Origin of the sequence: Paenibacillus sp. S150 (genome assembly GCF_019352175.1) — a bacterium.
Lineage (GTDB): Bacteria > Bacillota > Bacilli > Paenibacillales > Paenibacillaceae > Paenibacillus_AQ.
Genome location: NZ_JACBYI010000037.1, coordinates 54,134 through 68,041, shown reverse-complemented (window position 1 = coordinate 68,041; position 13,908 = coordinate 54,134). Strand labels below are relative to the sequence as shown.

Genomic DNA, 13,908 nt, shown 5'->3' with positions numbered 1-13,908 from the left:
GTGTCGGGATTTCTCACCAATATTTTATCGACCTCTGATCCACAGCACCATTTTACCAAATACGCACTCTGTCTTCATCTGTTTTTCATGACCGACGGTGGCTGCCAGGCCATGGTTGATTAAGTGTGCTAATTCTTAAGTGTACTAATTCTTACGAATTCCAATTCATTCACTCCATTCCACTTCACGTCCCTGCCCCTGCCCCGGTAGCGGCCTCGGTTGGACCCGCTCTATTCCCGCCTTCTCCTGCAAAACATAGAACCCACAAACTCCGCACGGTTCAGCAGACTCAGTACGATTCAGCAAACCCAGCAGACTCCGCACCATTCAGCACGGCTCAGCAAACTCAGCACAATTCAACAAACTCAGCACCATTCAGCAAACTCAGCACGACCCAGAAACTCAGAAGACTCAGCAGACTCAGTACGGCTCAGCAGACTCAGCACGGCTCAGCAGACTCAGCACGGCTCAGCAGACTCAGCACGGCTCAGCAAACTCAGCACGGCTCAGCAAACTCAGCACAATTCAACAAATTCAGCACGACCCAGCAACTCAGCAGACTCAGCACCATTCAGCTCGATTAAGACGCATTATAATTTTGCCCTGACTTCATACCTGCCTTATCCACAATTGACGAGAAGCATAATTTCCTAAACGACAAAGAAATCCCTGTCCCCCGGGAACAGGGAGGCAGGGATTTGGACTTGCCGGAGCAACAGTTACAGCATTTTGATCTCCAGCAGCTCATATTTGATGATGCCCATAGGTGCGTTTACGCTGATAATGTCGCCCACTTCTTTGCCGATCAGCTCTTTGCCCAGCGGACTTTCATAAGAGATCTTGTTGTCCAGCACATCGGCCTCGGCCGGACCGACAACCCGATATTCAATCTTCTCGGAGTATTCCACATCATTTAGAATGACGATGGAGCCGACACTGACCTTGCTCAGATCCATGCTGCTCGAATCCACAATCTGGGCTTTGGTCAGCATTTTCTCCAGAATCATGATGCGTGTCTCCATAAACGACTGGTCTTCCTTCGCCGAATGGTACTCGCTGTTCTCCTTCAGATCCCCATAGCTGATTGCCAGCTTAAGCCGGGCCGCCAGCTCCTTGCGCTTCACCGTCTTCAGATCCTTGAGCTCTTCCTCCAGCTTCGCCAAACCTTCTTTCGTCAAAAACACTTCTTCATTAGACATGTATACAACTCCTATTTTTGCTCGCTTTATTGTATTCTAACCCATAATCGGCCAACATGCGAAAAGAAAGCGCCGCCGCCGCAAATTGCACAAATCCAGCACAGGCAAAAACCGCCTCCCAGGTCTGCCAGGACCAGGAAAGGCGGTTTGCTGTTTACTCGGCCGCAGTCCCTTCAGCTGTTCGCCTCCCGCTTGGCGGAAGCGGCATTCAATGCAGCCGCCCGGGGCTTGCCTGTTCCCGTTTTCAACAGGAAGGTCAAAGGGACCGCCAGCACTCCGATCACGGTTGCGGCCAGGAACACATCCTGCACACCCAGCGTCATGCCCTGCGCTTTAATCAGCGCCCCCGTTGCAGACGTTCCGCCGCTAAGCTCCTTCTGATGCGTTAAGGCTCTGGCCGCCAGCAGGGAGCTGAAGAGGGCAATTGACAACGCCCCGGTCGCCTGGCGCACCCAATTGGTGACGGAGGAAGCATGCCCGGTAATCTGCTTGGGCACAGAGGACATTCCGGCATTCGTAACCGGCATAAAGGCCAGGGCAATCCCGATGTTGCGCAGCGTCATCAGCCATGCCAATTGCACATGAGTGGCGGCAAGCGTGATGTGGCTAAGCTCCCAGGTCGAGGCGATCAGCAGCAGGATACCGCTGAGAATCAGCCAGAAAGGGCCAACCCTGCTGTACAGCTTGCCCACAACCGGCGACATGACGGCCATCGCAATGGAACCCGGCAGCAGCACCAGCGCCGTCTTGAGCGGAGTGGACTGCTGGATGTCCTGCAGAAAGACCGGAATAAGGAATGTTCCGGAATACAGGGCAACGGTAATAATGCAGTTGATGATCAGACTATAGGTGAACCGGCTCTGCCGGAACACCTTGAGATTCAGCAGCGGCTCCTTCAACGACAGCTCCCTGCGGATGAAATACGTCAAAGCGACAGCTCCGACAATCAGCAGCGACAGCGTTCTCCAGGAGGCCCAGCCCCAGCCGTTTCCTTTGTTAAAGGCCAGAATAATGAATGCGCTGCTAAGAATGACCGTTACAAAACCCGGCAGGTCAAAGGTCTTCGTCTCTCCCGCATTGCGCTGGAACGGCAGGCATTTCAGCGCGACGCCTATCGCTATGATCCCTATAGGCAAATTGATAATGAACAGCGATTTCCAGCCGAAATAGCCGGTCAGCCATCCGCCCAGCGTTGGTCCGAAGGCCGGCGCCAGCATGGAGGACAGGCTCCACAGGCTCATTGCGAACGCCTGCTTTTCTTTTTCGATAAATTGATAAATCATGGTCATCGTGGTGGGAATGATCAGCCCGCCGAATACCCCCTGCAGAATACGGAAGGTTACCAGCGAGTGAATGCTCCAGGCAACTGTACACAGCCCCGAAAACAGAGTAAATCCCGACAGCGCAAATACATACAGGTATTTGTAGCTCCATTTGTCGCCGAAGTAGCCGACCACCGGCGCGATTACACCCGTAGCAAGCAGATACCCGGTAATCATCCACTGCACTGTACTAATCTCCGCATGAAAATCCTTCATGAACACCGGAAAAGCCACGTTAATGGTCGTCGTGCTCAGGATCGCCATGAAATTTCCGAAAAAGATGGCCAAAATAATCAGCCAAAAGGACGAATTGCGGGTCATTTGAGTATTCAACAGCTTCTCTCCTCCGTAAAACACAATAAGCTGCAAGCAGCTTTTTTTAAAAGATAATTTATATGGTTCACGCTATAAATTAGCCTTATCTTTCCCGCTGAAACGGATACCGTCCTTATAAGGACGGCGAAGCCGTTTCCACTTGCAATTTAGGTGTATTATACAATTATGTTGTTATTCGTGTATTATACAACTATGTTTATGAAAGTCAATATGATTTATTTCAATAGAAGCCGCAATCTTTGCTTGTAGTCCTGCATGTTCACTATAATAATGAGGAAGAGTACTGAATAAAGGAAGGAAGCTGTACTATGGATGATAAAAACCTTGAATCCCTTAACAATGAGCTGATGACTTTCATTCGCCGGTCCTCACTCGACAAGAAGCACGGTGGTCTGGACCGCTCGACATATACGCTGCTCAATCATCTAGCCCGCCATGAGAAGGTCGGGGTAAAGGCGCTGGCCGAAGAGTTCGGCCTGGACACCTCCACGATCAGCAGACAGACCAGTGTGCTCGAAACCAAAGGCTACGCTGTACGTGTACCTGATCCTCAGGACGGGAGATCAAGCTATTTTGAGATTACCGCATTGGGTGCACGCAAGCTGGAGGAAGCGCGGAGCATCCGGCTGGAGCGTTATGAGGAGATCTTTGAGGACTGGTCTCCCGAAGAATGCCATACCTTCAGCGGACTGCTGGCCAGACTTAACCACAAACTGGCACAGCGCAGCAACCTATCCAAAGGATTGACGGAAGAGGCGGAAGCTGGTAGATTGAATTAATCATACAATTTAAGTCGGAATTACAATACAAACCCAAACTTTAGAGCCGAAAGGGCTGGTCCGCTTGAACTTTATCTTCTTTTCCCCTCATTTCCCCAAGAACAGCGCTGATTTCTGCAGCCGGCTGCAGCAGCAGGGAGCGACGGTGCTCGGGATTGGCGATGCCGAATACGACCGGCTGGAGGACAAGCTGAAGGCGGCATTAACTGAATATTATAAAGTAAGCGATCTGGAAAATTACGACGAGATTCTGCGGGCAGTGGGCTACTTCACCCATAAATACGGCAAAATCGACCGCTTCGAATCCCTGAACGAATATTGGCTGGAGCAGGATGCCGCAATCCGCACGGATTTCAACATTTACGGCACCAAAACAGATTTTGTCTATAACCTGAAGCAGAAGTCCAAAATGAAGGAGTTCTTCCGTAATAGCGGCGTCAGCACAGTTCAGTTCTCTGCCGGAACTACCCGGGACAGCGCTCTGGAGTTCATCCGCAGCACCGGTTTTCCGCTGGTGGTTAAGCCCGACCTCGGCTCCGGGGCCAGCATGACCTACAAGATCAATAACACCGCAGAGCTGCAGCAGTTTTTTGACACCAAGCCGGATGATGTCGCCTTTATTATCGAAGAGTTCATTGACGGCGTGATTCTGACCTATGACGGGCTGGTGGATATTGACGGCAACGTGCGCTTCGCAGTCAGCCACCTGTTCGAGAACAGCGTGATGGATGTCGTTAATACGGACAACCACCTCTATTATTTCTGTCTCAAGGATATCAGTCCAGAGGTGGAGCTTGCCGGACGAAATATTCTGAAGGCTTTTGGAATCAAAGAACGTTTCTTCCATATTGAAATGTTCAAGTCAAATAAGGATGGCCGGATCATTGCCCTTGAAGTGAACATGCGTCCGCCCGGGGCGTGGATGACCGATGCGATCAACTTTTCATATGATGTGGATGTATACAGGGAATGGGCCCGCATGATTGTCCATAACGAGACAGGCGGTCCTTACGAGGGCAAATACTATACGGGCTATGCCAGCCGCAAAAACCACAAGCGTTATGCCCACAACCATGAGGACATCTGCCGGACCTTCGGCAGCAAGATTGTCAATTACGCCGAGATCGAGGAGGTGTTCAGCCGGGCCATGGGGAACAGCGCTTATCAATTCCGTTCTCCTGAGCTGGAGGAAGTCCGGGCTATCGTGAACTATATTCAACTAGAAGAGGGATAGGATGTGTTGCGGATGAGGATAAGCTACCATAAAGAGTACAGCCACCACCTCAACAGAGATATGGAGTACAAAATCTACGGCCATGCCGGCAAGCCCATGCTGGTCTTCCCGACCTCGCTCGGGAGGTTCTACCAATATGAGGATTCCGGCATGATTCAGACCCTTGCGGAATTCATCGAAGCAGGCAAGCTGCAGATTTGGGCCTGCGACACCCTTGATGAGGAAACCTTCTTCTCCGGCCACTGGAACCATGAAGACAAGATCCGCCGGCATGAGCAGTACGATAGATACATCACGCAGGAGCTGATTCCAGCCATCCTTCAGTCAAGCAAAGAGAGCAACGGCGGCAGTGACCAGAAGATCCTCATCTCCGGCTGCTCCATGGGCGCGTATTACAGTGCCGGCTTCTTTTTCCGTTACCCGCACTATTTCGATACCCTAATCGCCCTAAGCGGCGTCTATTCCACCACTTATTTCTTCGGTGATTACATGAGCGGGCAGGTCTACCTGAACTCGCCGCTGCATTACCTGCCCAATCTGAACGACGAATACTACCTGAACGCCTACCGCAGCAGCCGGATTATCCTCTGTGTCGGGCAGGGCGCCTACGAAGATGAAATGCTCCATGAGACGCGCCTGCTCCAGGACCAGCTCCAGCGCAAGGCCATCCCGGCGCAGACTGATTATTGGGGCCACGATGTGAATCATGACTGGCCTTGGTGGAACAAGCAGATCCATTATTATGTGGGCGGATGCTTATAGGCTGATCTGCAGTTCCCCGCATCCCCCATACTCTTGGCCGTTTAAGCTATACGAACGGGTCAATAAAACTGCTGTCCAACAAACGCAAACAAACCGCCCCCTCCAAAGGTATGCGGTCTGTTTGTTCGTTATCCGTTTGCGGAGCCTGACGCCCTCTTCCCTCATGGATCAGAGCCTTTAAGCCGGCAGATGCTCCGTGCAGAACAGAACCAGCGCAGCTTCCTCGTCCTCTTCCATGTCAAAATCAAGGATCCGGCCGCTTGTGGTCTCCAATAGGTCGTAGCTGACGATGCTTGTCTGCTCTTCCTCGACCTTCACGATCACCCGTGCGGATATGCCATTCTCTTCGTACAGCTCATCATCCTCCGGCACATCCAGATTAATGACGAACTCATAGCGCTTGCCGCTTAAAATACCAAATGGATCTCTAACGTTCTCCACCGTGTAGCTTGTAAATGTCAACACATCTCATTCCTCTTTTCTCTCAATCATCAGGCTATTGTATCACAAAATCCATGACAGAAGATTCCACACTTACGCTCCGCCGGTCAAATCACCAAGAAAACGCTGAATTGCCGCCAGCTCCTCTGCACTATACGCCTTCAAAAGCTGCCGGTAACGCCCGGCGGACCGCTCATGCTCCTCTTCATGGAGCGCATTATATTGGTGATGCAAAACCGCTGGCGCACCGGGTTATATTAGCAAACTTCGGGGGCTTATTTAACGGCATTTCTGCCGTTGCAGCCGGCAGCCAGCTCCCGCGAACTGCCCGCCCTACCCTGCGGCCACGCCGCTCTGGCCGGCGCCTTTGGCTTTCTTGATCTGCTTGCTGCGCAGCTGGCCGCAGGCGGCATCGATATCGACGCCGTGCTCCAGGCGGGTGCTTACGCTGACGCCCTGCTTTTTGAGCGTATCAAAGAAGGCCCGCACGGATTCGCGCTCACTCCGCTGGTATTGGCTATGCTCATCCACCGGATTGTACGGAATCAGGTTCACGTTCGCCAGCTGCCGCCGGTCTCCAATCAAGCGGGCCAGCTCCAGGGCGTGCTCCTGGCGGTCATTGATATCCTTCAGCAGAATGTACTCCAGCGTAATTCTCCGGTTCGTCTTCTCCAGGTAGTAGTCGATAGCCGGCATCAGTTTCTCAATAGGAATGGCCCGGTTGATCTTCATAATCCGTGTCCGCAGCTCATTATTAGGTGCATGTAAGGAAATCGCCAGATTAACCTGCATATTGGCATCGGCGAACTCTCTGATTTTGTCAGCCAGACCGCTTGTGGACACCGTGATGCCTTTGCCGGCAATCGCCAGCCCCTTATGATCCTTGATGATGGTCAGGAAATTGAGCAGGTTCGTAAAGTTATCGAACGGCTCGCCGATCCCCATCACAACCACATGGCTGACCCTTTGGCCAAGACCCAGCCGGTCCAGATGATGCTGGACCTTCATAATCTGCTCGACAATCTCGCCGCTGGAGAGGTCGCGGCTCTTCGCCAGCAGTCCGCTAGCGCAAAAGCTGCAGCCGATGTTGCAGCCAACCTGCGTAGTTACGCAGACAGACAAGCCATACTTCTGCCGCATCAGCACCGTTTCGATCAGATTGCCATCCTTTAAGCGGAACAGGAACTTAATGGTGCCGTCCGCCGATTCCTGCTTCACATGCTCATCCATGGTCTGAAACACAAAATGCTCCGCCAGCACCTGCACCGTATCACTGTTCACTTCGGTCATTCCCGCGAAATCCGTAACCCGCTCACGGTACAACGCCTCCCAGATCCGGGAGGCGCGGGATTTCTTGTGGCCGTGCTCCACGAGCCATGACGCCAATTGTTCCAATGTTAATCCATAAATGGATTCTTTATTCATTATTTATCCTCTTTTCAAAACATTAAAGTTCAATTTATTCTACCTTGCACAGGTCCGGCTAACAACATGTACTTATTGTCTCAAATTTTTTTTATTAAAACAAGAAGAAGCCCCGCCTTTAGCTTCCGTTGAACAACTGAATATGTACAATTATGCTCATACAAGTGGAAACGGCTGCGCCGTCCTTGAGCGGGTAGCGCAGCCGTTTGCATTTCAGGTGTAAGGCTGGCTGCTGAAGCCAGGCGGGGAGCCTGGTGGAAAAGGTCACTTCATATTCCCCCAGCCGCTTTTTCGCTTGCGTTAGCGGGAAAAAGGATAACTAATCGATCCGGTTCTCTCCCTTGCAGAGGAATTCGCCTACATTAAGATGGAACTTGAACCATTCATCCAAAGAGCAGTCATTTTAGTGGTAAAAAGGACAACTAATCCACCGCATTCGGATCCTGGATCATCCCTAGTGGGAAAAAGTACACCTAATCCGGCTGAAATCGGGCATATGGGGGGAGCGGGCCTCCATTAGGTGTACAAAATCCCACTAAAGCCCGTTCAAGCCAGGATTCCAGCCCATTAGTGTTACTTTTTACACTTCGCTTTCGTTCCTTATGAACCTCCTTGCTTTTCATCACCTTGTTCAGGCTCTCCGGTTCCATTCATCCTGAATTCCGAAAGTGAATGGAACCCATCCAGATCGGACAAGGGATAACCCCTCTTTTTCCTTCACCCCTTGGGTGCAAGCTGTTTGTAGCAAGAAACCCCTAGTGTAGGGCTTTTCAGATGATTTGTGGATACTTACTTTCGAAATTCGGGAAAAATTCTTATCTTTTCAAGAAAGACGCCTATCGGCGTCCTATATTAAGAATGCTGCCATTTCAGTGTGAAGGAGAAGAATCATTTCGCGCTGATTTCACCAGCCAGCAGGCTTCGGGCGAATTCAAAGGTCCTTCTGCCTTTGATTCCACCGTCCTGCCGGCTTCGGGCGAATTCAAAGGTACTTCTGCCTTTGATTCCCTCTACCTGCCCGCTGCGGCCAGCGCAATCGCGCAGTTTGCTTGGCCGAAGTCCTGATCTATTCTTTCAGCGCAGCCGTGATATAACGGATAAGCTTCGCTTCCCCCAAAACCTATAAATTCTTATCTTTCAAAATAACCCCACAAAGTGGGGCCTTGGCTTCGATGATGACTCAGGTACTTTGCGGGGACCCCAAAGCATTTAAATTCTTATCTTTCAAAAAAACGCACCCGCAACACCGGATACGCTTTTGATTTATGATCGGGCTTAAGCTGTCGTATCTGCCCAGAAAATATAAGTCCTGATACGGGCGGCCAGCGCGATTATTTAAAAACAGCAAATTTCAGCTGTTTCGCTTTAAGATATTCTATAATTGCAGGCAGTGCCTTGACTGTAACGGCTTTTTCATGCAAAAGATATATGCCCCCGGAGGGGTCAGTATTATAAAAATAATTCAAAATTTGCTCCACACTGTCCGCTTTCCAGTCTTCAGGGTCACGGTTCCAGAGCAGCACCTTCAGGTGCTGCTTCCTGGCCTCTGCGGCCAGATCATCATTAATAGCGCCGTAAGGCGGACGAAAGATGGTTACCGGCCTCCCGGCGTTCTGCTCCAAAACCTGAATCGAACGTGACAGGTTACTGCGGTTCTCCCCACTGCTGTTCCTCGTCATATCGCTGTGGTCCCAGGAATGACTGCCCACAGGCATCCCATGCTCATCGGCGTATCGGACGGCTTCCGGATGCTGCTTCTCATTCTTGCCGATGAACAGAAAGTTCGCCGCAACTCCATGAGCTGACAGGATATCGACAATTTCCCGGGTATATTGAGACGGGCCGTCGTCAAAGGATAATGCCACATAGCCCTTTTCCAGATTATATTCATAGCTGCTTTCGTCCAGCTCCAGTTCTTCAACCAGCGGATTCTGCGCCTGTGTGCTTTCCTCTTGTCCCGGCTTCGGCTCTTGTTCCGTCTCTGTTTCCGGTGCCGGCAGAGCCTTCACTGGAGCACCCTGAAACGAGGCCACCTGAATTGCAGGGACATAGGCCACGGATACACTGCTGTCTGTGGATGTATCCGGCCCGGTGAAGTCTTCGTGGGCTTCAGCGCTGTTGAACAAGGTGCCATCCATCCGCAGAAAGAACAATATGAACAGTAAGCTGAGCAAAATGCAGCGCAGGACAACAGACCGTGTCATCCGGAAGGTGCCTGTACTTTGTTTGGGCGGTTGTGCATGATGCGGCTCAGGTGAAGGTGAAGGAACCGAGGCTTGCACCGTGCTCATATCAGCAGGCGGCTCTATCCCTGTGTACTGTTTCAATTGGGCAAGCTGCGAGACGTAAGCTTCGGAACAGGCAAAATAGAGCGTCTCGGCGCAGGACCTGTTCATCTTGATGAAGGAGCTGAGATATGTGCGGCGAAAGGGGTCCCACTTCGTGTAAAGCGACAGCCGCACTCTTTGTCCTTGGACAGAGTCCAGCCTATTCATTTGCAGGTATGTAAATTCATCGATGAGGAGAACTTTTCGGGTGAATCCGCCGCTATGGGTTAAACCTACCTCCATCTGATAGCTGTTCTGCTTATGCTCAAGCGACAGCAGTTCTACCATCAGCGCGGCGTTTGGTTCAAGAAGAGGCATAATAATTATGTATTCCCGTTTCCGTCGGCACGTTCTGCCGGCGGAGTACCGCCTCCAAAAGGCGTCGTCATGCGTGTGGTAAAATCGTTAATCATGCTGGAGAGGTAGGCTTTCTCCTGCCGGACTGTTTCGTATTTCTGTTTCACATGGGCATTCTCTGTCTCGAGACGTCCGATTTTTTCTTCCAGCTCATTCATTTTTTTCAGCTTTTCCGATATTGCGTCATTGTGCTTCTGCACCAGATTGGCATACTTTTGCCGTTCCAGCTCAATGGTGCTCTTCAGCTCATCCATCTCCGAAGACAGGGTGGCGTGCAGTTCACGATGGTCCTCCATGACCTGATCCACCTTCAGATTCCGCTCTACCAGCGTATGCTCCAGCTCCAGGATGCTCTTCTCCCGCTCTTCGATCACCTTGTTCAGATTCTTCAGGTCCTTGTTCAAGCGTTCCACATGCCCGCTGGTATGGGTCAGCCGATCCTGCAGCTCATGATTGGTTGTATCTGCATGCGTTCTGGCCTGAATGATCTGCTCTACGGCAAAAATCAGATCCAGCGACTTCTTATCCAGCTGCGCTTTGCCGGTGGAAATGAGGCTGGACAGGCTCTCCACCGTTTCGTAGGACTCCGTTTCCTCAGGCGGATCTTCCGCCAATTGAACCTTTTGAACCACGCCGGGCCTCGGCTGCTTGTTGTCGACCGTATCTTTTTTCTTGAAAAAAGGAGTCGCCATCTATACTATCACCTCATTATAAATGTCAAAATATGTCGAGCTTGTACGAGTTTATTATAGTCGATTTAACCTGTATGTAAGTGAGCCTTTATATCTAAGTTTGCTAAATGTACCAAAAGTCCTATATCAAAAAAAATGATCCTTTAATTGTAAATCCCAATGCCGCGCAGGAGCGGTTTTGCCATCCTTTTAAGGATGCCAATGCTCCCGGAGCAGCTGATGCCCGTATCGCTTTCAGGTAACGTATCTGCGGAAATCAATACGATAATTCATAGCGTAAAACCAGTAAATCCCTTAGAATTCAAGAACAAAAAGGCTCGGCCGTCCTTCATTGGACAGCGCAGCGGTTTGAGATTTCAGGTGTACGGCGGCCTGCTGGAAACCTGGCGGCAAGCCCAAGTGGAAAAAGTGAACTTCTTTCTCCCCATCTCCCCCGTTTCGCAAGTGTTAGTGGGAAAAAGGATACCTACTCCATCCATTTCGTCCCGTTTCAAGAAAATACGCTGAAATTAAGTTGCCTTTTTCCCGCTACTCCCTCCACCGCCAGCTTTCTGCCCATTTAAGTTCACTAATTCCACTTCACTTCATTGTACTGTACTTCCCCACCCCGCGATCCCGGTTAGCTCCTCAAATTCCGCTGTTCCTCCTGCAAAGCGCAACCCGCAGGTTCAGCACGATGACCACATTTTCAACTTATCCCCAACTTTATACACACCTTATCCACAGCTAAAGCATTCATAATTTCCTAAACAATAAAAAAGCGCAATCTCCATCGACCGCGCCTCCTGCTGTCATGTTTATTTATACAGCACTTTCTCTACATTGTATTTGGCTCTGAGCTTGTTTACAAGGTACGTTTCGTAAATTTCTCTGTCCACCGCATCATCGACAATGCAGACTTCGATCCTGGTTACTTCGTCGCGGTGCGGCTTCATCACAGACACATTGTCTTCAAAATGCTTTTTGATGCGCGGTCTCAGCTTTCTGGCCTTGCCCACGAACAGCAGCTCATCCTTGTCGTTGTAGAACATGAAGATGCCGCCCTTTTCCCGGGTGATCAGGTGGAAATCGGTGAAGCCGTAAATATGGCTGAGTTCAGGATTCTCCTGCTTGTGTATGGTAACATCCGGCGTTGGAATCGTAATGCTGATCATTGTAGCTCACTTCCCTCTTGTATATAGACCTAAATAGTATCATAGTTCAAGAACCCTGACTACACAGATACCCGGTTCGATTATGCTATAATATACACTTAGTTAATCCCTACCCTGCCTTAAGGAAGGATGCCCTATGCCTACCCACAACAATTCTCCCTCCCAAGAACTGAGCGGACGCGGCAGACCCAGAAGCGCTGAGGTGCATTCCCGCATTCTGGACACCACCCTGGAGCTGCTGGCAGAAGCCGGTTTCGAGAAGCTCAGCATTGAAATGATAGCCCGGCGCTCCGGTGTGGGCAAAAGCTCCATATACCGCCGCTGGAGCAATAAAGACGAGCTGGTGGTCGATGCGCTTGAACGGTTGAAGCCGGTCATGCCCGCTCCCGGTGAGGGAAGCATTCGCGAGGTCATATTCAATCTGGCCAGCAGCTTTGCGCACAATATGGACAACCCGCTTGGACGCCAAATGCTGTCCCTGCTGATCTCCACTTTATCCGGCAATACACAGATTTCCGACTCTTATTGGCAAAAGCACTCGCTTCCCAAAACCCGGGAGCTGGGTACTCTTCTTGAGCAATACCGCCAGCGGGACTCTCTCAAAGCCGGGGTTAATCTGGAAACTGTCTCCGAGATGGTTCTTAGCTTCGTGATGTTCCAGCTGCTTCTGAAGCCGTCTCCCACAAATTTGGACGCAGACCTCAGAACGGCCATTGATATTATTCTTAAGGGAATTCAGCAACAATAAAAAATAGAATAAGCCTCAACTGAACCCTGCTTATGGACAGCGGGGTTTTTCATTTGACATTTACAATACGAAACAGTATCGTATCGTTTATAATCCATTCCATCATTTATCCCAAAGGAGCTGTGATGAACCATGAGTACAGACAGCGCATTATTCACAAAAGCATTCCGGACGGTGATTATCACCGGAGGAAATGCCGGCCTGGGGTTCGAGAGCGCCAGAGCAATCGCCCGGGCCAACGCCGGGTGGCATCTCGTACTGGCCTCGCGCAGCAAAGAGCGCGTGACACAGGCAGCCGCTGAGTTATCCCGCAGGACCGGAAATCCCCATATTACAGGCATGGTTGTTGATTTGGCTTCCCAGTCTTCCATCCGCAGCTTCACGGACCGGCTGGCTCACGCGTCTCTTCCGCCGCTGCACGCCATTATATGCAATGCCGGCCTGCAAATCGTCAGGGAAACCGAGCAGACCAAGGAAGGCATCGAAGCTACCTTCGGCGTTAACCACCTGGGCCATTTTCTGCTGGTACGCCTTTTGCTTGGCCAGTTGAAGGAGCCCGGCCGGATTGTTGTGGTCAGCAGCGATACCCATGATCCTTCGAAGAAGACGGGCATGCCGCACCCTCTCTATCTAAAACCGGAGATTCTGGCTGATCCGGGGGCCTCCGACCGGGCCATGGCCTCCTTAAGCGCAACCCGGAGGGGGCAAACGCGTTATACGACCTCGAAGCTCTGCAATCTGTATTTCACCTATGAGCTGGCCCGCTGCCTGGAGGAGCGGGGACAGGATATTACCGCCAATGCCTTCAATCCCGGCCTGATGCCAGGCTCCGGCCTTGCGCGGGATCACAGTGCGGTAAACCGCTTCCTGTGGAACCGTGTGCTGCCCGCTCTGCGCTTCGTCCATCCGGGCATCCGGTCTGCGCAGCAGTCCGGTGGCGATCTGGCGCGGCTGGTGCTGGATCAGAGGCTCAGCGGAATCAGCGGATGCTATTGGGATGGTCCGAAGCTCATAGCATCCTCCTTAGAATCCTACATGCGGGACCGCGCCATAGAGCTGTGGAACTGGAGTTCACTGAGCGTTGGCCTGCCGGCTCTGGATCGCGCACCGTCTCCCTGATGCCGTCCCCAAA

At 51.3% G+C, this 13,908-nt stretch carries 14 protein-coding genes; 6 read left to right on the top strand and 8 right to left on the bottom strand.

Annotation, left to right across the window (positions count from 1 at the left end):
• Positions 1-719: 719 nt before the first annotated feature.
• Both greA and HYD27_RS24670 read right to left on the bottom strand, forming a co-directional pair.
• Positions 720-1,199: a transcription elongation factor GreA gene (greA, locus tag HYD27_RS24675; protein WP_219219580.1), complete on the bottom strand. Its 480-nt coding sequence runs from the start codon at positions 1,197-1,199 to the stop codon at positions 720-722.
• A 173-nt stretch (positions 1,200-1,372) separates the two neighbouring features.
• Positions 1,373-2,854 (bottom strand): MDR family MFS transporter, encoded by a 1,482-nt coding sequence (locus HYD27_RS24670; RefSeq protein WP_228745303.1) that lies wholly within the window; start codon positions 2,852-2,854, stop codon positions 1,373-1,375.
• A gap of 311 nt (positions 2,855-3,165) precedes the next feature.
• Here HYD27_RS24670 and HYD27_RS24665 point away from each other — a divergent pair, with 311 nt between their 5' ends.
• The 3 genes from HYD27_RS24665 to HYD27_RS24655 all read left to right on the top strand — a co-directional run bounded on the left by HYD27_RS24665 (position 3,166) and on the right by HYD27_RS24655 (position 5,632).
• Positions 3,166-3,636, top strand: coding sequence for a MarR family winged helix-turn-helix transcriptional regulator (locus HYD27_RS24665; RefSeq protein ID WP_219219578.1), 471 nt, complete (start codon positions 3,166-3,168; stop codon positions 3,634-3,636).
• Between the two features lie 64 nt (positions 3,637-3,700).
• On the top strand, positions 3,701-4,870 hold the full coding sequence (locus tag HYD27_RS24660) for an ATP-grasp domain-containing protein (protein WP_219219576.1): 1,170 nt from the start codon (positions 3,701-3,703) through the stop codon (positions 4,868-4,870).
• Between the two features lie 12 nt (positions 4,871-4,882).
• Positions 4,883-5,632 (top strand): esterase family protein, encoded by a 750-nt coding sequence (locus HYD27_RS24655; protein WP_219219574.1) that lies wholly within the window; start codon positions 4,883-4,885, stop codon positions 5,630-5,632.
• 177 nt (positions 5,633-5,809) lie between these two features.
• Here HYD27_RS24655 and HYD27_RS24650 read toward each other — a convergent pair whose 3' ends face one another.
• From HYD27_RS24650 to rlmN, 3 genes are all read right to left on the bottom strand, one after another.
• Entirely contained in the window at positions 5,810-6,097 is a 288-nt protein-coding gene (locus HYD27_RS24650; protein ID WP_219219572.1) for a DUF6509 family protein, read from the bottom strand.
• A 69-nt stretch (positions 6,098-6,166) separates the two neighbouring features.
• Complete coding sequence (locus HYD27_RS24645) at positions 6,167-6,307, bottom strand: hypothetical protein (protein ID WP_219219569.1); 141 nt, start codon at positions 6,305-6,307, stop codon at positions 6,167-6,169.
• Between the two features lie 99 nt (positions 6,308-6,406).
• Positions 6,407-7,498: a dual-specificity RNA methyltransferase RlmN gene (gene rlmN / locus HYD27_RS24640; RefSeq protein WP_219219567.1), complete on the bottom strand. Its 1,092-nt coding sequence runs from the start codon at positions 7,496-7,498 to the stop codon at positions 6,407-6,409.
• Positions 7,499-8,356: 858 nt separating this feature from the next.
• Here rlmN and HYD27_RS24635 point away from each other — a divergent pair.
• Positions 8,357-8,563, top strand: coding sequence for a hypothetical protein (locus HYD27_RS24635; protein ID WP_219219565.1), 207 nt, complete (start codon positions 8,357-8,359; stop codon positions 8,561-8,563).
• Positions 8,564-8,829: 266 nt separating this feature from the next.
• Here the strand turns inward: HYD27_RS24635 and HYD27_RS24630 are convergent, their stop codons facing one another.
• The 3 genes from HYD27_RS24630 to HYD27_RS24620 all read right to left on the bottom strand — a co-directional run bounded on the left by HYD27_RS24630 (position 8,830) and on the right by HYD27_RS24620 (position 12,028).
• Positions 8,830-10,143: a polysaccharide deacetylase family protein gene (locus HYD27_RS24630; RefSeq protein ID WP_219219563.1), complete on the bottom strand. Its 1,314-nt coding sequence runs from the start codon at positions 10,141-10,143 to the stop codon at positions 8,830-8,832.
• A gap of 5 nt (positions 10,144-10,148) precedes the next feature.
• Positions 10,149-10,874, bottom strand: a complete 726-nt coding sequence (locus tag HYD27_RS24625) for a hypothetical protein (protein WP_219219561.1) — start codon at positions 10,872-10,874, stop codon at positions 10,149-10,151.
• A gap of 797 nt (positions 10,875-11,671) precedes the next feature.
• Positions 11,672-12,028: a nucleotide excision repair endonuclease gene (locus HYD27_RS24620; RefSeq protein ID WP_219219558.1), complete on the bottom strand. Its 357-nt coding sequence runs from the start codon at positions 12,026-12,028 to the stop codon at positions 11,672-11,674.
• 136 nt (positions 12,029-12,164) lie between these two features.
• Here HYD27_RS24620 and HYD27_RS24615 point away from each other — a divergent pair, with 136 nt between their 5' ends.
• Both HYD27_RS24615 and HYD27_RS24610 read left to right on the top strand, forming a co-directional pair.
• Positions 12,165-12,776, top strand: coding sequence for a TetR/AcrR family transcriptional regulator (locus tag HYD27_RS24615; RefSeq protein ID WP_219219557.1), 612 nt, complete (start codon positions 12,165-12,167; stop codon positions 12,774-12,776).
• A 132-nt stretch (positions 12,777-12,908) separates the two neighbouring features.
• Positions 12,909-13,895, top strand: coding sequence for an SDR family NAD(P)-dependent oxidoreductase (locus tag HYD27_RS24610; RefSeq protein WP_219219554.1), 987 nt, complete (start codon positions 12,909-12,911; stop codon positions 13,893-13,895).
• The last annotated feature ends 13 nt before the right edge of the window (positions 13,896-13,908 follow it).